At 67.3% G+C, this 18,511-nt stretch carries 16 protein-coding genes; 8 read left to right on the top strand and 8 right to left on the bottom strand.

From position 1 onward, the window contains the following. Nucleotides 1–101 precede the first annotated feature (101 nt). The gene (locus AC07U4_RS06370; protein WP_495180632.1) at nt 102–1,205 is read left to right on the top strand and encodes a mechanosensitive ion channel family protein; all 1,104 of its coding nucleotides are present in this window, start codon (nt 102–104) and stop codon (nt 1,203–1,205) included. Here the strand turns inward: AC07U4_RS06370 and AC07U4_RS06365 are convergent. The 3 genes from AC07U4_RS06365 to otsB are packed head-to-tail and all read right to left on the bottom strand — an operon-like array spanning nt 1,144 to nt 5,095. After that, nucleotides 1,144–2,565, bottom strand: a complete 1,422-nt coding sequence (locus AC07U4_RS06365; RefSeq protein WP_137899855.1) for an alpha,alpha-trehalose-phosphate synthase (UDP-forming) — start codon at nt 2,563–2,565, stop codon at nt 1,144–1,146. The genes AC07U4_RS06370 and AC07U4_RS06365 overlap by 62 nt on opposite strands. Continuing rightward, nucleotides 2,547–4,325 carry a glycoside hydrolase family 15 protein gene (locus AC07U4_RS06360; protein WP_038661070.1) on the bottom strand — a complete coding sequence of 593 codons (1,779 nt, stop codon included), beginning with the start codon at nt 4,323–4,325 and terminating at the stop codon, nt 2,547–2,549. The genes AC07U4_RS06365 and AC07U4_RS06360 overlap by 19 nt, the downstream gene beginning before the upstream one ends. Before the next feature lie 23 nt (nt 4,326–4,348). Then, the gene (otsB, locus tag AC07U4_RS06355; protein ID WP_495194799.1) at nt 4,349–5,095 is read right to left on the bottom strand and encodes a trehalose-phosphatase; all 747 of its coding nucleotides are present in this window, start codon (nt 5,093–5,095) and stop codon (nt 4,349–4,351) included. A 146-nt stretch (nt 5,096–5,241) separates the two neighbouring features. Here otsB and AC07U4_RS06350 point away from each other — a divergent pair, with 146 nt between their 5' ends. Next, entirely contained in the window at nt 5,242–5,532 is a 291-nt protein-coding gene (locus AC07U4_RS06350) for a hypothetical protein (protein ID WP_495194798.1), read from the top strand. Nucleotides 5,533–5,841: 309 nt separating this feature from the next. Here the strand turns inward: AC07U4_RS06350 and AC07U4_RS06345 are convergent, their stop codons facing one another. The 4 genes from AC07U4_RS06345 to AC07U4_RS06330 are packed head-to-tail and all read right to left on the bottom strand — an operon-like array spanning nt 5,842 to nt 10,582. Continuing rightward, a complete protein-coding gene (locus tag AC07U4_RS06345; protein ID WP_495194797.1) occupies nt 5,842–6,546 on the bottom strand; it encodes a phosphocholine cytidylyltransferase family protein in 705 nt (234 codons plus the stop codon). Continuing rightward, nucleotides 6,546–7,637: an inositol-3-phosphate synthase gene (locus AC07U4_RS06340; RefSeq protein WP_038661061.1), complete on the bottom strand. Its 1,092-nt coding sequence runs from the start codon at nt 7,635–7,637 to the stop codon at nt 6,546–6,548. The genes AC07U4_RS06345 and AC07U4_RS06340 overlap by 1 nt, the downstream gene beginning before the upstream one ends. After that, the gene (locus AC07U4_RS06335; RefSeq protein WP_495194796.1) at nt 7,634–8,494 is read right to left on the bottom strand and encodes a CDP-alcohol phosphatidyltransferase family protein; all 861 of its coding nucleotides are present in this window, start codon (nt 8,492–8,494) and stop codon (nt 7,634–7,636) included. The genes AC07U4_RS06340 and AC07U4_RS06335 overlap by 4 nt, the downstream gene beginning before the upstream one ends. Nucleotides 8,495–8,536: 42 nt before the next feature. After that, nucleotides 8,537–10,582, bottom strand: a complete 2,046-nt coding sequence (locus AC07U4_RS06330; protein ID WP_495194795.1) for an NAD(+) synthase — start codon at nt 10,580–10,582, stop codon at nt 8,537–8,539. A 453-nt stretch (nt 10,583–11,035) separates the two neighbouring features. Between AC07U4_RS06330 and AC07U4_RS06325 the strand changes: the two genes are divergently transcribed. The 6 genes from AC07U4_RS06325 (at nt 11,036) to AC07U4_RS06300 (ending at nt 16,793) form a co-directional block, all read left to right on the top strand. After that, nucleotides 11,036–11,404 carry an ArsC family reductase gene (locus AC07U4_RS06325; RefSeq protein ID WP_495194794.1) on the top strand — a complete coding sequence of 123 codons (369 nt, stop codon included), beginning with the start codon at nt 11,036–11,038 and terminating at the stop codon, nt 11,402–11,404. Between the two features lie 57 nt (nt 11,405–11,461). Then, the gene (panB, locus tag AC07U4_RS06320; protein WP_495194793.1) at nt 11,462–12,337 is read left to right on the top strand and encodes a 3-methyl-2-oxobutanoate hydroxymethyltransferase; all 876 of its coding nucleotides are present in this window, start codon (nt 11,462–11,464) and stop codon (nt 12,335–12,337) included. Nucleotides 12,338–12,623: 286 nt separating this feature from the next. Next, nucleotides 12,624–13,379 (top strand): tetratricopeptide repeat protein, encoded by a 756-nt coding sequence (locus AC07U4_RS06315; RefSeq protein ID WP_495194792.1) that lies wholly within the window; start codon nt 12,624–12,626, stop codon nt 13,377–13,379. Next, nucleotides 13,376–14,701: an outer membrane protein assembly factor BamB family protein gene (locus tag AC07U4_RS06310; protein WP_038661044.1), complete on the top strand. Its 1,326-nt coding sequence runs from the start codon at nt 13,376–13,378 to the stop codon at nt 14,699–14,701. The genes AC07U4_RS06315 and AC07U4_RS06310 overlap by 4 nt, the downstream gene beginning before the upstream one ends. A 211-nt stretch (nt 14,702–14,912) precedes the next feature. Next, the gene (gene der / locus AC07U4_RS06305) at nt 14,913–16,286 is read left to right on the top strand and encodes a ribosome biogenesis GTPase Der (protein WP_495194791.1); all 1,374 of its coding nucleotides are present in this window, start codon (nt 14,913–14,915) and stop codon (nt 16,284–16,286) included. A gap of 93 nt (nt 16,287–16,379) precedes the next feature. Next, on the top strand, nt 16,380–16,793 hold the full coding sequence (locus AC07U4_RS06300) for an Hpt domain-containing protein (protein ID WP_038661039.1): 414 nt from the start codon (nt 16,380–16,382) through the stop codon (nt 16,791–16,793). Nucleotides 16,794–16,921: 128 nt separating this feature from the next. Here the strand turns inward: AC07U4_RS06300 and AC07U4_RS06295 are convergent, their stop codons facing one another. Beyond that, nucleotides 16,922–18,499: a glycosyltransferase gene (locus AC07U4_RS06295; RefSeq protein WP_495194790.1), complete on the bottom strand. Its 1,578-nt coding sequence runs from the start codon at nt 18,497–18,499 to the stop codon at nt 16,922–16,924. Nucleotides 18,500–18,511: the final 12 nt, after the last annotated feature.

Genomic DNA, 18,511 nt, shown 5'->3' with positions numbered 1-18,511 from the left:
ATCATTCGTCTCACGCCTCCGCGTAAACACCCTTCTTCGCAGCCGCAGCATGAACCATCGCAAGCAAGGGAGCCTTAACCGCGGTCGTGCGTGTTAGCCCGATGCGTATCCCCTATCTCGACGTGACGTTGCCCGAATGGCAGGCCCGGCTGGCCGGGGTATTGGTCTTCGTGCTGATCCTGGCGGTGGTGCATCGCATCCTGTTCGCGGTGCTGCGCAAGGTCGCCAGCCGGACCGCGACCAAGACCGACGATATCCTCATCGCGCGGCTCGGGCGGCCGACCTTCTGGCTGATGATCGGCGTCGCACTCGCCGCGTCGGGGCCGGGGCTCGACCTGCCGCGCTATTGGGAGACGATCTGGCAGCGGGTGATCGGATTGCTCACCCCGGCGATGTTCGGCTGGATGCTGCTCGCCGCGCTCACCGCCTATCGCGACCTCAGCGAGGTGCGGTTCGACATCACCGCCACCGACAATCTGCGCGCGCGGCGGCGGCGTACGCGGATCAGCATCCTCCACCGAATCGGCGTGTTCGTGCTGATCCTGCTGACCGTGATGATGATGCTGATGAGCATCCCCAGCGTCCGCACGATCGGCGTGACGCTGGCGGCCTCCGCGGGCGTCGCCGGCCTCGCGATCGGTGCCGCGGCGCAGCCCGCGCTCAAGAACCTGATCGCCGGCATCCAGATGGCGTTCACCGAGCCGATCCGCATCGACGACGTCGTCATTATCGACAATGAATGGGGGCGGATCGAGGACATCCGCCTGACCTATGTCGTCGTGCGGATCTGGGACGACCGGCGGCTGGTGGTGCCGGTGTCCAAGTTCCTCGAGAACAGCTTCCAGAACTGGACCCGCGAGACGAGCGCGTTGCTCGGCTCGGTCTTCTGGTATCTCGATCCCGCCGCCGACGTGCCGCGCATCCGCGCCAAGCTGGAGGAGGTCGTCCGCGCCAATCCGCGCTGGGACCAGCGCTTCTTCAATCTGCAGGTGACCGATTCGAAGCCGGACGGGACGATGGAGCTGCGCGGGCTGATGACCGCCAAGGACGCCTCGACCGCTTTCGACCTGCGCTGCGACGTGCGCGAAGCGATCTATGCCTTCATCCGCGCCGAAATGCCCGAGGCGCTGCCCCGGGAACGTCTCATGCGGGCTCCGTCTGCTCCTGCTCCGTCTCCACCGTCGGACCCATCAGCGCATCGGTGAAGGTCTTGCGCCACCAGCCGATATCCTCGCGGGTGATGACGTCCATCATCTTGGTCCAGCGTTCGATCCGTTCCTCGCGCGGCATGCGCAGCGCGAGCATGATCGCGTCGGACATCTCCTCGGCGGAATAGGGATTGATCAGCACGGCGTCGGTGAGCTGGCAGGCGGCACCGGCGAAGCGCGACAGGATCAGCACGCCGGGGTCCTCCGGATTCTGCGCCGCGACATATTCCTTGGCGACGAGGTTCATGCCGTCGCGCAGCGGCGTGACGAGGCCGATCTTGGCGGCGCGATAGATGCCGGCGAGCACGTCGCGCGGATAGCCCTGGTTGACGTAGCGGATCGGCACCCAGTCGATATCGGCATAGCCGCCGTTGATCCGCCCCGCGAGACCTTCGAGCGTGCTGCGGATCTTCTGATAGCTGCCGACGGTCGCGCGGCTGGGCGGCGCGATCTGGAGCAGGGTGACTTCCTTGCGCTCTTCCGGATGCTCGTTAAGGAAGCGTTCGTAGCCGAGGAACCGCTCCTCCAGCCCCTTGGAATAATCGAGCCGGTCGACGCCGACGATCATATCGCGGCCGACCGCGGCGTCGCGCATCTGGCGGAAGGCGAGGCGCCCGCGCGTGCTGGTGGCGAGGCCGGCGAATTCCTTGGCGTCGATGCCGATCGGGCAGGCCATCACCTTCACCCGGCGATCGTCGAGCACCAGCTCGTCGCCTTCCATCCGCGCGCCGAGTTCGGCGAGCGCATAGTCGCGGAACGAATGCAGCCATTCGTCGGTGTGGAAGCCGATGACGTCATAGGCGAACAGGCTGCGCACCAACGCCTGTGCTTCGGGCAGGATCGACAGCAGCCGGCGCGGCGGCCAGGGAATGTGCAGGAAGAAGCCGAGCCGGTTGGTCGCGCCGCGTTTGCGCAATTCCTCGCCGAGCGGGAACAGGTGATAGTCCTGGATCCAGACCGCGTCGTCCTCTTCGATCAGCGGCTGGACGGTATCGGCGAAGCGTTCGTTGACGCGCTGATAGCCGCCGGCGAATTCACGTTCGTATTCGGCCAGATCGACCCGGTAATGGAACAGCGGCCAGAGCGTGCGGTTGGCATAGCCGTTGTAGTATTCGTCGATATCCTGCTCTTCGAGGTCGACGGTGGCGGTGGTGACGCCTTCGTTGCGCTGGAAGGTGATCTGGCCGGTATATTCGTCGGTCTGATCGCCCGACCAGCCGAACCAGATCCCCTTATATTCGCGCAATGCGGAGGCGAGCGCGACCGCAAGGCCGCCCTGTGCACCGGAGTCGGAGCCCTTCGGGGCAGAAACGCGATTGGATATGATGATCAGGCGGCTCAGCGGATCGAACTCCATGGTTTAGACAACAGGGCGGCACAGTTGATCATGCCGACCAGCGAATAGGTCTGCGGGTAATTGCCCCACAATTCCCCCGATGTCGGGTCGATATCCTCGGAGAGAAGCCCCGCTGCGGTGCGCCGTGCCAGCATCTCGTCGAACAGCGCGCGCGCATCGGCGTGGCGGCCGGTGAAATGCAGCGCCTCGATCAGCCAGAAGGTGCAGACGTTGAACGCCGTTTCGGGCAGGCCGAAATCGTCTTCGGTATCGTAGCGCAGCATGTGGCTGCCACGGCGCAGGCCCTTTTCCACCGCCTCCAGCGTGCCGATGAAGCGGGGATCGTCGGGCTCGAAGAAGCGCAGGTCGAGCAGCTGGATCAGGCTGGCGTCGAGATCGTCGCCCGAGAAGGTCGCCGACATGCGGTTGGTCTCGGGCCGCCACGCGCGCGTCTCGATTTCGGCGCGTATCGTGTCGGCGCGATCCTGCCAGAAGGCGCGACGATCTTCGAGGCCCAGGACGTGCGCGGCATTGGCGAGCCGGTCGCACGCCGCCCAGCACATCGCCGACGAATAGGTGTGGACGCTCTGCCGCGTGCGCAGCTCCCACAATCCGGCGTCGGGCTGGTCGTGGAACTGCCACGCCCGTTCGCCGACATGTTCGAGGCTCTCGAAATCCTCGCGCCCCGACTGGCGGAACAGCCGCTGGTCGAAAAAGGCGTGGACGCTGCACAGCACGATCTGGCCATAGGCGTCGTGCTGGATCTGCTCATAGGCCTGATTGCCGACGCGCACCGGTCCCATGCCGCGATAGCCGGTGAGGCCGGGGGCGAAGCGTTCCTCGAGCGTCGGTTCGCCGAGCACGCCGTACAGCGGCTGGATATGACCGCCCGCCGCGCTGTCGACGATGTTGCGCAGATAGCCGAGATAGCCCTCCAGCACGTCGAGCGCGCCGAGCCGGTTGAGCGCCTGTACGGTGTAATAGGCGTCGCGCACCCAGCAATAGCGATAGTCCCAGTTGCGCTCCGACCCGGCGTGTTCGGGGATCGAGGTGGTGAGCGCGGCGACGATCGCGCCGGTCTCCTCGTGCTGGCACAATTTGAGCGTGATCGCCGAGCGGATCACCACGTCCTGCCATTCGAGCGGGATGGCGAGGCCGCGCACCCATTCCTGCCATTCGGTGATCGTCTGCGCGAGCATCGCCTCGAGCGTCTCGGCGAGGTCGCCGCTGAAGCTTTCGTCCGGCCCGAGGAAGAAATGCAGCGGCCGTTCGAGGCGGAAGGCGCGCTCTTCCTGCACCATGCCGATCGGCGCGGTGGTGGTGAGACGCAGCTGCATCGAATCGAGCAGGATGCGCAGATGGTTGGAGCCGCCTATCTGTTCGCGGCAGGTGCCGCCCCAGCCGCAGGTGGTGCGCAGCTTGACGGTGACGCGCGGGCTGCCGGCGATCGGCCGGACGATGCGCGCGAAGGCGACCGGGCGATAGGTGCGCCCCGTCCGCACGAAACGCGGGCAGAAGTCGGTGACTTCCAGCACGTTGCCGGCATCGTCGGTATGCGTGCTGACGAGGATCGGCGTGTTGCGGATATAGTGCTGTTCGACCTTGACCGAATTCTCGATGCCGATCGACCAATAGCCGCTGTCCGGCTCCGCGCCGCCGACCAGCGCCGAGAAGAGCGGATCGCCGTCGACGCGCGGCACGCACGCCCAGACGAAGCGGCCGGCCCGGTCGATCAACGCGCTGACCTGGCAATTGCCGATCGGCCAGAGGTCGACGCTCATCGCGGACGCATCGGGCTCAGGGGTCATGCGGCGAGGCTTTCGGTTGCGGCTTCGAGCCATTGGAGGGTCTGGGCGACGGTATCGAGACGATAAGCGGCGGCAGTGTCACGCGGCGCGCCGATCAGCACGCCGGCGCCGCCGAGCGTACGCGCGGCGACCATCGCCGGCTCGTCGGTATCGTCGTCGCCGAGGAAGACGGGGCGGCGGCCGGCCATCGCGGGACTCTGCATGAGCGCGTGGAGCGCCGTGCCCTTGTCGGCGCCGGGGACGCGCACCTCGACCATCATCTTGCCGGTCTGGAGGTGCAGGCCGGCGTCGGCGGCGAGGCGGGTGGCGAGGGCGTGCGCCGCGGTTTCGGCGGCCGGCTCGGCGCGATAGTGGAGCGCGGCGCCGAGCGGCTTCTCCTCGACCAGCACACCCGATGTTGCAGTTGCGAAGGCTTTCATCTCGGTCACTATACGGTCGAGGGTGGCCGGGCGTTCCGCGCGTTCGTGCCGTCCGTCGGGCCAGCGCACCTCAAGCCCGTGGCTGCCCGAGATGGCGAAATGCGGATCGCCGAACAGGGCGCGGATGCCGCCGACCGGGCGGCCGGAGATGATCGCGACGCGACCGTCGAGCCGATCCGACAGCCGCTCGATCAATGCGGCGAGGCGCGCGTCGACCGCGACCGCCTCCGGATGCTCGGCGAGCTCGACGAGCGTGCCGTCGAAGTCGAGGAACAAAGCGGCGTCGCGGAGCAGGTCGGCGGGGGGCGGGGGGAGGTGCGTCACGCGGCGCGGTGTCGGGGATCAAGCGGCGGGGGTCAAGGTGGTGGCGGGCGGCTGATGCGGACGGGCTACCGGGAAGATGATGGCGTACGGAACAGTAGTGGTGCTAGGCTGTTGTTCTAGACGTTAGAACAAAAGGCTGAGTCACCATGAAGCTTGCCGTTTCGATCATCGTAAGTCTGGCCGTCTGCGGGTCGGTTTCGGCACAGACGCGGGCAGGAACGCCGTATCCTTCGACTGCGGAGGTTCGCGGTGCGGGAGAGAATGCACTGAACCGAATGGCGTTCAATGCTTATTACGGATCCGGCACGCGGGGTGCCGAAAAGCAGTGCCTGACGGTACGCAAGACCGGCCGGACGGTCTGCAAGACCCAGGACGACTGGAAGCGCGAGGCCACGCGGATCGCATCTGCGCAGCGACAGGATAGTATCGACCGCTGACGTTCGTTGCGAAGACGTTTCTCTAATTCGCCAGTTTCGGCATCGGATTAAACAATCCTCCCCCGCGGGGGAGGGATGTCGTATATGGCTGCGGTGATGAGGTTCGACCGGCTTCCTCATATGGTTCGTCACCCCGGACTCGTTCCGGGGTCTACTGGGCCGCAGGGGAACGGTGTCGAATCAAGCCTTTCTCCTCGCCGCAGGGTGGACCCCGGAACAAGTCCGGGGTGACGGAGTAAGCTTAGAACACGGCAGGGTCCAAATGAACGGCTAGGTGCGAAAGCCCAATCCCGCGAGGGGAACGCCGGGTCAGGCCGCGAGCTTGGTCATCCAGCCTTCGGCGTGGGCGAATGCCGGCGCGTCGTCGACGTCCAGCCAGTCGAGGTCGCTGCAATCGACGATCTTGGCGCTGCCTTCGGCGGCTAGCAGGCGGACGCCTTCGGTGAGCGACGGGCTGTCGAGCGTTGCCAGCACCTCGAAGAAGCGTTGCGAGACCGCGAAGATGCCGGTGTCGTAGCAATCGTGCGGTTCGAGGCCCTTGCCGATCGCGACGATCGCGTCGCCGCGCGTCGCGACGCAGGTGACGTCGAGCGGGTCGACCCAGGCATGGCCGAGACGGCGGTCGATGCCGAGCCGCAGGCCGTCGCCGGCGCCCGCCCTGGCGAGACGGCGATAGTGGCGCGGCTGGACGAGGTGATCGCACATCGCGAGCACCGCGCCCTGGGGCCCGATCAGCGCGCGCGCCGCCAGTGCCGACACGCCGTTGGGCTGGTGATAGTCGGTCATCACCGTCACCACCTCGAGCGGCCATTGCCGGCCGGCGAGGTGGGCGGCGATCGCGTCGGCGCCATAGCCGAGCGAGACGATCGCGCGGGTCAGCCCCGCCGCCGCCATGCCGTCGAGCGCATGGTCGATCAAGGCGCGCCCCGCCACCGGGCAGAGCGGCTTGAACGGCGTCACCGCACGGAGCCGGCTGCCCTGTCCGGCGGCGAGCAGCAGGCCCGTGGTGATCATCAGGCGGCCTTGATGAACGCTTCGACCGCGGTCTGGGCGAGGTCGTCGGTCATCTGCGTGCGCGGATGCTTGCAGAAATAGGCGCTGGCGGGATCGATGACGCCGGCGATGCCGCGGTCCTTGGCAATCGCCGCGCAGCGGATCATGTCGATCGCGACGCCCGCCGAATTGGGCGAATCCTCGACCGAGAGGCGCAGTTCGAGGTTCATCGGCACGCCGCCGAACAACTGGCCTTCCATGCGCAGGAAGCAGACCTTGTTGTCGTTCTGCCACGGCACGTAATCCGACGGGCCGATGTGGACGTTGTCGTCGTCGAGCCGCTCCGCCGCGACCGACTGGACCGCCTCCGTCTTCGAGATCTTCTTCGATTCGAGACGGCGGTGGTTCGACATGTTGAGGAAGTCGGTGTTGCCGCCGGTGTTGAGCTGATAGGTCCGGTCGAGCTTGACGCCGCGCTTGGCGAACAGGTCGGTCAGCACGCGGTGGACGATCGTCGCACCGAGCTGTGCCTTGATGTCGTCGCCGATGATCGCGACGCCGGCATCCTCGAACTTCTTCGCCCATTCGGGGTTCGACGCGATGAACACCGGGATGTTGTTGACGAAGGCGACGCCCGCCTCGAGCGCGCATTCGGCGTAGAATTCGGTCGCCTGCTGGCTGCCGACGGGCAGGTAGTTCATCAGCACGTCGGTGCCGCTCGCCTTCAGCTCGGCGACGACGTCGGCCTTGCTCGGCTGCGTGTCGTTGGCGACGATGAAGGTGCGGTCGTCCTTATAATCGGCCATATGGTCGGCGACGCCGTCGAGCACCGCGCCCATCTTCACGACGGTGCCGGTCGCCGGCACGTTGGCGGCGAAGACGGCGGTGCAGTTCGGCTTGGCGAAGATCGCCTCGGCGACGTCCTTGCCGACCTTGCGCGTGTCGACGTCCCAGGCGGCGACGACCTTGATGTCGGAAGGCTTATAGCCGCCGAGTTCCCAGTGCATCAGGCCGACGAGATCGTTGGCGCCTTCGCGATAATGCTCCAGCCCCTGGACGAGCGAGCTCGCGCAGTTGCCGATGCCGACGATGGCGATGTTGATGCTCTTCATGAATGACCCTGTTCGCTTGGATAAAGAATGGACTGCGGCGTGGCGCCGTGAACGAAACGGCGCTCGACGCGCCGGTGGCGGTAAAGACCGACCGCGCAGACCAGCGTCAGCGGGACGATCTCGAACCAGAAAAAGAGGCGTGGGCTGCCGAGCAGGCACGCGGCGCACACCGCCCAGACGCGGACGTTGGCGGTGAGCAGCGACTGCAGCCGCATCACCGGAACGGCGGCGGCGGCATAAGCGGCGGCGAAGGCGGACGGGTTCTCGGCGGCTCCGAAGCGGCGCTCGAACGGCATCGAGATGCGGTCGACCGACCCCGCGACGCTGTCGTACAGGCGGACGAGGACCATGCCGGTCGGCACCGGCACCGTGGCAAGCGGCGTGCCGCGGGTGCGGCGGTGGAAGCGGGCGCGCTCGCCTTCGTAAAGGCTCGACTGGACCGCGTGGCAGCCGCCCGCGGCGATGGCGAGCATCCAGCCGCCGGTGGTGCCGATCGTCCAGGCGAGCGACAGATAGATCAGCGCGAAGACACCGTGGTCGCACAGCCCGTCGAGCGTGCGGCCGAGCGCGCTCGCGGTCTTGGTCGCGCGCGCGATCATGCCGTCGAGTCCGTCGGCGACCAGCCAGGCCACCGAGAACACCAGACCGACCAGCGCCATCGCCGGATCGCGCCAATGCGCATAGGCGATCGCCGCGACCGTGCCGCAGGCGAGGCCGATCAGCGAGACCATATTGGCCGAGACACCGTGCCGCAGGGCAAGGGGGAGCAGGGCGTGCGACGCTGGGTGAATCAAATAGAGATTCGATGGGTCCTCGATCCGGCGATCGCGCGAGCCATCCCGGGGAGGCGGTGTCATCAGATCTTCATAATGCGCCTGCCCCCTTATAAAGGCAAGATTCTATGGAACGTTTCGGCGCAACTCGTCGAGCCACACGGCCGCCGTGCCGTCCGAGGGCGCGCGCCAGTCGCCGCGCGGGCTCAACGCGCCGCCGCCCGACACCTTCGGCCCGTTGGGAATGGCGGAACGTTTGAACTGGCTGAGCTGGAAGAAACGGACGACGAACCGCTCCAGCCAATGTTTGATCGTCGGCAGATCGTAGGCGGTGCGCGCCTCGGCGGGAAAGTCCGCCGGCCAATGCCCTGACGCCGCGTCGCGCCACGCATGCCAGGCAAGAAAGGCGACCTTCGACGGGGCGAGCCCGTGACGGACGACGTAATGCGCGAAGAAGTCGTTGAGCGGATAGGGGCCGATCATCGACTCGGTGCTCTGCATCGTGCCGTCGGCCCCGGCCGGGACGAGCTCGGGGGAGATCTCCTGGCCGAGGATCGTCGACAGCACCCCGTTGGTGGCCTCGTCATATTGGCCGGTGCGGATGCACCAGCGGATCAGGAACTGGATCAGCGTCTTGGGCACGCCGCTGTTGACCGCATAATGGCTCATCTGGTCGCCGACGCCATAGGTGCACCAGCCCAGCGCCAGCTCGCTGAGGTCGCCGGTGCCGAGCACGATGCCGCCGCGCTGGTTGGCGAGGCGGAACAGGTAATCGGTGCGCAGCCCCGCCTGCACGTTTTCGAAGGTGACGTCGTAGATCGCCTCGCCTTTGGCGAAGGGGTGGCCCATGTCGGCGAGCATCTGGCGCGCGGCGGGACGGATGTCGATCTCGTCGGCGGTGCAGCCGAGCGCGCGCATCAGCGCCCAGGCGTTGCTCTTGGTGGCGTCGCCGGTGGCGAAGCCGGGCATGGTGAAGCCGAGGATGTCGGCGCGCGGCCGGCCGAGCCGGTCCATCGCCTTGGCCGCGACGATCAGCGCATGCGTCGAGTCGAGGCCGCCGGACACGCCGATGACCAACGTCTTCGATGTCGTGGCGGCGAGCCGCTTGGACAGCGCCTCGACCTGAATGTTGAAGGCTTCGTAACAATCCTCGTCGCGGCGGGCGGGGTCGTTGGGGACGAAGGGGAAGCGGCGGATCGGCCGTTCGAGACCGATGTCGGTGAGGCTCGGCTGATGCGCGAAGCCGATGCGGCGGACGCGTGTCTCGGGATGACCGGCGGCGGCGGCCGAATCGTTGAACGTGCCGTTGCGCAGCCGCTCCTGCACGATCCGTTCGAGATCGACGTCGACGACGGCGAGTTCGGGCGCCTGCACGAAGCGCTTCGATTCGACCATCAGGTCGCCGCATTCGTAGACGAAGCCCTGACCGTCCCACGCGACATCGGTGGTGCTCTCCCCCGGTCCGGCGGCGGAATAGACGTAGGCGGAAGACGTGCGCGCCGATTGCGCGGCGGCGAGCAGCATCCGCTCGCGCCCCTTGCCGATGACGATGTTGGAGGCGCTGAGGTTGCAGCAGATCGTCGCGCCCGCGATTGCGCCGGCGGTCGAGGGCGGGGTGGGCGCCCAATAATCCTCGCAGATTTCGGCATGGACGACGAAGCCGGGCAGATCGTCGGCGGCGAAGAGCAGGTCGGTGCCGAACGGCACGTCGGCGTCGCCGAGGCGGATCGTCAGGCCGTGCAGGCCGAGGCCGGAGGCGAACCAGCGCTTTTCGTAATATTCGCGGTAATTGGGCAGGAAGGTCTTGGGCACGACGCCGAGGATGCGGCCGCGGTGGAGTGCGACCGCGGTGTTGTAGAGCCGGCCGTTGCGGACCAGCGCGGCGCCGACGAGCAGCAGCGGGGCGAGACCGGCGGTCTGTTCGGCGACCGCGAGGACCGCGGCCTCGCTGGCGCGCTGCTGCGCCGATTGCAGATGGAGATCGTCGATCGCGTAGGAGGTGAGGTTGAGCTCGGGGAAGACGACGAGATCGACGCCGCGATCGTGCGCCTCGCCCGCCATCGCGACGGTCGCGGCGACGTTGGCGGCGACGTCGCCGACGCTGGCGAGCGGCGTCGCGGCGGCGACGCGGGCGAACTGATGGCGGTGGATCGAGGGGAAGGCGTCGGTCATGGGGCGGTGGTAGCCGTGATGGGATGCGGGTTCTACCCGTGCAACGAGCGGGTTCAGGGGATGATCCGGGGAGGGGGCCGCGGATCGCGTGAGGCCGCCCCTCCGCGATCGGATAGGTCGTGCGGATGCGCGTTCTCCCATCGTCATCCCGGCGCAGGCCGGGACCCATGGATGCGGAACGCCGATGGTGGGGCCGACGCTGGTTGCATCGTGTCCATGGGTCCCGGCGTTCGCCGGGATGACGATAGGGCGTACGTCCGATCACCTCGGGGCAACGCGGAGGGTCATACGGGGACACCCCTTCCGTCGTCATCCCCGCCTGCGCGGGAATGACGGTTTTGGGGGTGGGGGATACGCTCTCTCCCAACCGTCATTCCGGCGCAATCCGAACCCTTGGGGCGCGGTGCCGATGGCGCGCGTGGCGTCCTGCTCACGGCGTGGTAAGGGCGACGCATGAGCACGATCGTTTATGGCATCCGCAATTGCGACACGGTGAAGAAGGCGCGGGCGTGGCTGGACGGGGCGGGGATCGCCTACGATTTCCACGACTATAAGACGCAGGGCGTCGATCGGGCGCGACTGGAAGGCTGGGTGGCGCGGCGCGGCTGGGAGGTGCTGCTCAACCGCGCCGGGACGACGTTCCGCAATTTGGCCGAGGCGGACAAGGCCGATCTCGACGCGGCGCGCGCGGTGGCGCTGATGTGCGCGCAGCCGTCGATGATCAAGCGGCCGGTGGTCGAGGCGGACGAGACGCTGCTCGTGGGGTTCAAGCCGGCCGAATGGCAACAGGCGTTGGGGGAAGGCGACGCCGCGACACGGTGAGCAGGGCGCCGATCGTCGGCTCTGGATCGCGTCCGCGCCGCGCGGTACAGCCGCGCGATGTCCACCACCTATACCATCGATACCGCCACCAGCCGCGCCAATCCCACCCCGGCGCCGCGCAAGCGCTTGACCGTGCCGGCGATCCGCCGGCGCAAGTCGAGCCGGGAGGGCGGCGGCGAGCCGTTGGTGATGCTCACCGCTTATACCGTGCGTACCGCGCAGTTGCTCGATCCGCATTGCGACATGCTGCTGGTCGGCGACAGCCTGGGGCAGGTGATCTACGGCCTGCCGTCGACGGTGCCGGTGACGCTGCAGATGATGGCGGCGCATGGCGCGGCGGTGGTGCGTGGCAGCTATCATGCCGTCGTCGTCATCGACATGCCGTTCGGCAGCTACGAGGCCTCGCCGCAGCAGGCGTTCGAAAGCGCGGCGTTCCTGCTCAAGGAAACCGGCGCGGCGGCGGTGAAGCTGGAGGGCGGCGAGGCGATGGCGCCGACGGTGCGCTTCCTCAGCGAACGCGGCATCCCGGTAATGGGCCATGTCGGGCTGACGCCGCAGGCGGTCAACGTGCTCGGCGGCTATGGCGCGCGCGGCAAGAGCGAGGCGGAGGCGGCGAAGATCGTCGCCGACGCCACCGCCATCGCCGAGGCGGGCGCCTTCGCGGTGGTGATCGAGGGCGTGATGGAGCCGATCGCGATCCGCATCACGCAGGCGATCGCCTGTCCGACGATCGGCATCGGCGCCTCGGCGCAATGCGACGGGCAGGTGCTGGTGGCGGAGGACATGCTCGGCCTGTTCGAGCGGACCGCGCGCTTCGTGAAGCGCTACGACGACATGGCCGGACGGATCTCCGCCGCCGCCGAAGCCTATGCCGACGAAGTCCGCGCGCGCGTCTTTCCGGGACCCGAGCAGATCTATCCCGCGAAGGACTAGGGTTGATAATATTCAGTCGAATTCCTCCCCCGCCAGAGGGAGGTGGCGCGGCGAAGCCGTGACGGAGGGGGAGGACACGGAACCGAAGTCGTCGCTTACCTCCCCCTCCGTCATGCCTGCGGCATGCCACCTCCCCCTGGCGGGGGAGGAATTTGGTTGCGGCGAGGAGTGTCGCTCTTGCTCAGGAACGCGACGCCCTCAACCCGCCACATTTCCCGTGCTTTCGTTTCGCCGACGTCGCCGCTAAGAGTGCGCGCCACTTCCTCTGTCTGTTCCGGAGCCCTCCTTGGCCCTCACGCCGCAAAACAACCAAGCGTTCCTGCGCGAAGTCGACGACGAGCTGCGCCGCGATCAGTTGACCACCTTCTGGGAGCGCTACGGGCGCTGGACGATCGCGGGAATCGTGGTGGCGCTCGCGGCCTTCGCCGGCGTCCTCTACTGGCAGCATCGCCAGACCGAGGCGGCGGGCGTCGAGGGCGAGCAATTGCAGGCGGCCTATGACTCGCTCGGCGCGGGGCAGGCCGATCAGGCGAACAAGGCGCTCGCGCCGATCGCCAGCTCGGGCCGCGAGGGCTATCGCGCGCTCGCGCTGATGACGCAGGCCGACATCCTGCTCGGCAAGAAGCAGGACAAGGCCGCCGCCGCGCTCTTCGCCAAGATCGCCGCCGACACGAGCCTCGCGCAGCCGTTTCGCGACATCGCGCTGATCCGCCAGACCACCGCCGAATTCGACACGCTGAAGCCGCAGGTCGTCATCGAGCGGCTGCGGCCGCTGGCGGTGCCGGGCAACGCCTATTTCGGCAGCGCCGGCGAGCTGGTCGCGATCGCCTATCTCGACAGCGGCCGCAAGGACCTCGCCGGCCGGCTGTTCGGCCAGCTCGCGCAGAGCGACGCCGTCCCCGACTCGATCCGTCAACGCGCGGTTCAGATGGCCGGCACGATGGGGGTCGATACCGCGGGTGCCGACGGCGGCGCGACCGTGCGCATCGTCTCTCCCGCCAGCGCGGCCGCGGCACAATCGAAGGAAGCACCTGCGCAATGACGACCAGATATCGGGCCTCGGTGGCCGTCGCCGCGCTGATCGCGCTGTCTTCCTGCGGCATCTTCAAGGGCGGCGCCAAGAAGACCCCGACGGTCGGCGAGCGCGTGCCGATCCTCGCCTCCGAAAACGCGATCGAGGCGGACAGCACGATCGCCGACATCCAGGTGACGCTGCCCGCTGCCGAGGCGAACGATGCCTGGACGCAGCCGGGTGGCAATGCCGCCAAGTCGATGGGTCAGCTCGCACTCGCCGCGACGCCGTCGCGCGCGTGGCAGGCGTCGATCGCCGGCGGCTCGAACCGCGAGCGGCTCGGCGCGGCGCCGGTGGTCGCTGACAACAAATTGTTCGTTGTCGACGTCGCCGCGCAGGTCCATGCCTTCGCCGCTGATACCGGCGCGAAATTGTGGGACGCCTCGGTCAGCAGCGGCGACGAGAACCGCCCGGCGCGCTTCGGCGGCGGCGCGAGCTACGACGAGGGCCGCGTCTTCGCGACCGACGGCGTCGGCGACGTCGTCGCGCTCAATGCCGCGGACGGCAAGGAGATCTGGCGCGCCAAGCCGGGCGGGCCGCTGCGCGGCGCGCCGACCGTCGCCAACGGCTCGGTCTATGTGCTGAGCCAGGACAATCAAATCTTCGCGCTCGATCAGAGCGACGGCAAGGTCCAGTGGGCGCAGTCGGGCACGCTCGAGACGCAGGGCGTGTTCGGCGTCGCCGCGCCCGCCGCCAGCCAGGGGACGGTCGTCGCCGGTTTCTCGAGCGGCGAGCTCAACGCCTATCGCTACGAGAACGGCCGCGTGCTGTGGGGCGATGCATTGTCGCGCACCTCGATCACCACCTCGGTGTCGAGCCTGTCGGACATCGACGCGGCGCCGGTGGTCGACAATGGCCGCGTGTTCGCGGTCGGCCAGGGCGGACGCATGGTCAGCCTCGACCTCGCCACTGGCCAGCGGCTGTGGGAGCAGAATTTCGCCGGCATCTCGACGCCGTGGATCGCGGGCGAGTGGCTGTTCGTCGTCACCGACGACGCGCGCCTCGTCTGCCTCGCTCGGTCGAACGGCAAGGCACGCTGGATCGCGCAATTGCAGCGGTTCAAGAACGCCAAGAAGAACAAGGGGCCGCAGGTCACCTGGTTCGGCCCGGTGCTGGCGGGCGGGCGGCTGGTGCTGACCAATTCGCTGGGGCAGGTGGTGTTCGCCTCGCCGACCGACGGCAGCATCGCGACGACGGTCGAGGCGAAGGACAGTTTCGCGCTGCCGCCGATCGTGGTGAAGTCGACGCTGTATACGCTGGGGCAATCGGGCAAGATCACCGCATATCGATAATTGCAAAATCCTCCCCCGCCAGGGGGAGGGGGACCGCTCGGCGCCAGCCGAGCGGTGGAGGGGGAGGACAGGGTGGGAGCCTCGTTATCGAAGCTCCCGCCCTGTCCTCCCCCTCCGTCAGCGCTACGCGCTACCACCTCCCCCTAGCGGGGGAGGAGTGAGGGTCGTGCGGGAGTTGGTATTTCCCGCCACCTCTTCTAAGAGCCGGGGCATGTCCCGTATTCCCACCGTCGCGATCGTCGGCCGTCCCAACGTCGGCAAGTCGACGCTGTTCAACCGTCTGGTCGGCAAGAAACTCGCGCTCGTCGACGACCGGCCCGGCGTCACCCGCGACCGGCGCGAGGGCGATGCGCATCTGATCGGCCTCGACTTCCGCGTCATCGACACCGCGGGCTATGAGGATCACGACGCCCAGACGCTGCCCGGCCGGATGCGCATCCAGACCGAGGCGGCGATCGGTCAGGCGGACGTCGCGCTGTTCCTGTTCGACGCGCGCGCCGGCATCGTGCCGCTCGACGAGGAGATCGGCCGCTGGCTGCGGTCCTCGACCACGCCGGTGATCCTCGCCGCCAACAAGGCCGAGGGCAGGGCGGGCGAACAGGGTATCCTCGAATCGCTCAGCCTCGGCTTCGGCGACCCGGTGCAATTGTCCGCCGAACATGGCGAGGGGATGGGCGACCTGTTCGAGGCGCTGCTGCCGCATATCGAGAAGGCGCTCGCCGCAATTCCCGAGGAGGACGGGGACGATCGGCCCGACGCACCGCTCAAGCTCGCGATCGTCGGTCGGCCCAACGCGGGCAAGTCGACGCTGATCAACCGCATGCTCGGTGAGGACCGGATGATCACCGGCCCCGAAGCGGGGATCACGCGCGATTCGATCGCGGTCGACTGGCTGTGGCAAGACCCGAAGGGCGAACCGCGCCCGGTGCGGCTGATCGACACCGCCGGCATGCGCAAGCGCGCCAAAGTGCAGGACAAGCTCGAGAAGATGTCGGTCGCCGACGCGCTGCACGCGGTCGATTTCGCCGAGGTCGTCGTGCTGCTGCTCGATGCGACGCTGGGGCTGGAGGCGCAGGACCTGCGCATCGCCGACAAGGTGCTCGAAGAGGGGCGCGCGCTGGTGATCGCGCTCAACAAATGGGACGTGGCCGAAAATGCCTCGTCTTTGTTCAACGGCGTCAAACGCGCGCTCGAGGATGGCCTGTCACAGGTGAAGGGCGTCACCGTGATGACGGTGTCGGCGGCGACCGGCAAGGGCATCGACCAGCTGATCCAGGCGGCGTTCGATACGCGCGAGGCATGGTCGAAGCGCGTCGGCACCGGCGAGATGAACCGCTGGTTCGAACGCGCGATCGAGGCGAACCCACCGCCCGCGCCCGGCGGCAAGCGGATCAAGATGCGCTACGTCACGCAGGTCAAGACGCGGCCGCCGAGCTTCGTGGTGTTCGGCACCCGCGTCGACCAATTGCCGGCAAGCTACGAACGCTATCTCGTCAATTCGATGCGCAAGGAACTGGGCTTCGGCGCCGTTCCGGTCCGCATGACCTTTCGCGCGCCGAAGAATCCGTTCGACAACAAGGAATAAGCGGCAAGACTTGGCAACGTCGTGTTTACCGCTTGGGCTTAGGATCGCCGGCGAACCGATGTGGGATGTCCCCACGGCCGAGGGGAGAAGGCAGTGTCGTTCGCAGGCAGCACGTTGGTGGACTGGGCCGTGTTCGCGCAGGCGCGCAGCGACCTCGGCGCCGGTTTCGTGCGCATCCTCGGCTATTTCCGCGAAGACGGCGTCAAGTCGGTGGTCGCGATCGAACAGGCGATGCGTACCAGCAGCGCCGCGGCGATCGTCATCCCCGCCCATACGCTGAAGGGCGAGGCGCGCCAGTTCGGCGCCGAGCCGCTGGCGACGCTGGCCGAATCGATCGAGGAACTCGCCCGCGGCTGCGTCGAGCGGCAGGACACCTGCGAGGAGGCGCTGGAACTGGTCGTGCAACTGCGGCCGCTGTTCTTCGAAACGCTCGGCCTGCTCGAACGCGAAGCCAATCCGCTCGTCCCGCGCCGGCCGGTGCCGGGGGGCTTCGGGCGGAAGATCTGAGGCGGGATCGACCTTCACTGGCGCCGCGGCTCCTGGGCTTTTGCGTCCGCCGCAGGAGCACCGCGCTTTCTCAAAAGTCTTGATCAAGCCCCGGGTGACGAAAGAGCGAACTTAAACGATTAAGGCCGTCAGGCCAAGCCGTTGATACCGGCGACGGCACCCGCGAATATCGTCGGCAGGCCATGATCGACATACAGCGCGCGGGCATAATCGAGCAGGACGTCGTGGCGATAGGCGGTCATGTCGTTGCCGAAAGCGATCACCGCATAATGTTCGGCCAGCGCTGCCAGCAATCCTTGCTGGTCGGCGGGATCTAGGCATTGGATCTCAAAGTGGATCACCTGCGGCCGGGCGCCGTGCACGAGGATGTCGTCGATGATCTCGCGGTCCATGCCTTCGGAATCGACGCCGAGGATGTCGGGGGCTCGCCCGCCCGCTTCGGCAAGCATCATCGGGTGATCGATGACCGGAACGGGGATGCGATCGATGCAGCGCTGGATCCGCTCGGTCGTCGCCGCGTCGATCGTCTTGCCGCCAAGGGCGTTGCGGTCGTCGTAGACCGAAGAGATACCGAGCACCCAGTCGGGAAGGGCGAGAGCGACGGCGCGGGCCGGATCGATCGCGTTCAGGATCAATGTGCCGGCGCGCGCGCCATAAGCGACGGGAAGCAGGCGGCTGTTGCAATTGCCGGCATAGGCCTGTTTCAGCATCGCGAAGAGATGCGGGTTGGGCTCGAGCAGTACCGCCGGCGGGTCGTAATTGACCAATGCCGGGCGCAGCGGGTCGACCAGCGTGCCGTCGGCGGCGCCGATCTGCCACACCATGCGATTCGCATCCTGCGACAACAGCCAATCGACCACTTTGGCGAATTCGAAGGCAGGCCGATCATGGGATCTGATCGCCAGATCCGGGAACAGCGCGGGGCCGACCTGCAGCGTCTTTTCCCGGATGTCGCGGATCGTGTCGATCATTGCGGCGGCATCCTGCGCCCATGGTCCGTCGAGGCGCGCAACGATGGCGGCGGTCTCGGCGATATCACCCTTGCCGAGCAGCTTTAGCGCGATGTCCTGCTTCGCGGCGGGTGTCAGCCACGATCCGCCCCAGATATGCACGCCGAACGTCTGATCGAGGTCGCGCATCCGGGTCGCCGCCAGCGGTTCGTCGTAGAGATAGGGATAGAAAGCGGCGGGTGGCAGCCGCCGGTGCGGGTGCCGTTGCAGCGCCGCGCCGAATAGCCACGGACCGGTGGCGACATTGGGACGCGTCTCGTCGATCGGGCTTTGCAGGATATGGTTGGTCAGTTCCAGGAACAGCGGGTGGCCGGGCGGCGTGGCGATGAAGCCGATCGAGCAGTAATCGGTAGCCTCGGTCTCATTGCAGACCGTAAGCCGGCTCGTCATGTCATCGACGGCGAACGGCATATGTGGCTTGATGTCGCAGTCGAGATAGATGCCCCCCTCCGCATGGAGGATCTCGTAGCGGGCGAGGTCGGCCCGGGTGGCGTGGCTCCTGAACTCGCGAAGGCGATCGCGGCTGAGCGGCAGTCGATCGATGTCCGCATCCGTCCAGGTGACGAACCGGCATTGCGGAAACTGACGCTGCCACGCCCGCCAATATTGCTCGTACCGCTCGGGAATTGTCGCATCGCCGAACCAGATGCGATGGAAGGTCGTCACTAAGGCATTGCGGCGGCTGGAACAGGTCATCGTGCGTCATGT

It is taken from the genome of Sphingomonas sp. GW821-FHT02B09 (assembly GCF_059421875.1).
This window is presented reverse-complemented; position numbering and strand designations above follow the sequence as displayed.

Bases quoted from the DNA above. Each gene is read 5' to 3' on its own strand.
- AC07U4_RS06370 (WP_495180632.1), top strand. From the start codon at position 102: ATGCGTATCCCCTATCTCGACGTGACGTTGCCCGAATGGCAGGCCCGG.
- AC07U4_RS06365 (WP_137899855.1), bottom strand. From the start codon at position 2,565: ATGGAGTTCGATCCGCTGAGCCGCCTGATCATCATATCCAATCGCGTT.
- AC07U4_RS06310 (WP_038661044.1), top strand. From the start codon at position 13,376: ATGACGACCAGATATCGGGCCTCGGTGGCCGTCGCCGCGCTGATCGCG.
- AC07U4_RS06295 (WP_495194790.1), bottom strand. From the start codon at position 18,499: ATGACCTGTTCCAGCCGCCGCAATGCCTTAGTGACGACCTTCCATCGC.
- AC07U4_RS06325 (WP_495194794.1), top strand. From the start codon at position 11,036: ATGAGCACGATCGTTTATGGCATCCGCAATTGCGACACGGTGAAGAAG.
- AC07U4_RS06350 (WP_495194798.1), top strand. From the start codon at position 5,242: ATGAAGCTTGCCGTTTCGATCATCGTAAGTCTGGCCGTCTGCGGGTCG.
- AC07U4_RS06345 (WP_495194797.1), bottom strand. From the start codon at position 6,546: ATGATCACCACGGGCCTGCTGCTCGCCGCCGGACAGGGCAGCCGGCTC.
- AC07U4_RS06340 (WP_038661061.1), bottom strand. From the start codon at position 7,637: ATGAAGAGCATCAACATCGCCATCGTCGGCATCGGCAACTGCGCGAGC.
- AC07U4_RS06330 (WP_495194795.1), bottom strand. From the start codon at position 10,582: ATGACCGACGCCTTCCCCTCGATCCACCGCCATCAGTTCGCCCGCGTC.
- AC07U4_RS06360 (WP_038661070.1), bottom strand. From the start codon at position 4,325: ATGAGCGTCGACCTCTGGCCGATCGGCAATTGCCAGGTCAGCGCGTTG.
- der (WP_495194791.1), top strand. From the start codon at position 14,913: ATGTCCCGTATTCCCACCGTCGCGATCGTCGGCCGTCCCAACGTCGGC.
- AC07U4_RS06335 (WP_495194796.1), bottom strand. From the start codon at position 8,494: ATGACACCGCCTCCCCGGGATGGCTCGCGCGATCGCCGGATCGAGGAC.
- panB (WP_495194793.1), top strand. From the start codon at position 11,462: ATGTCCACCACCTATACCATCGATACCGCCACCAGCCGCGCCAATCCC.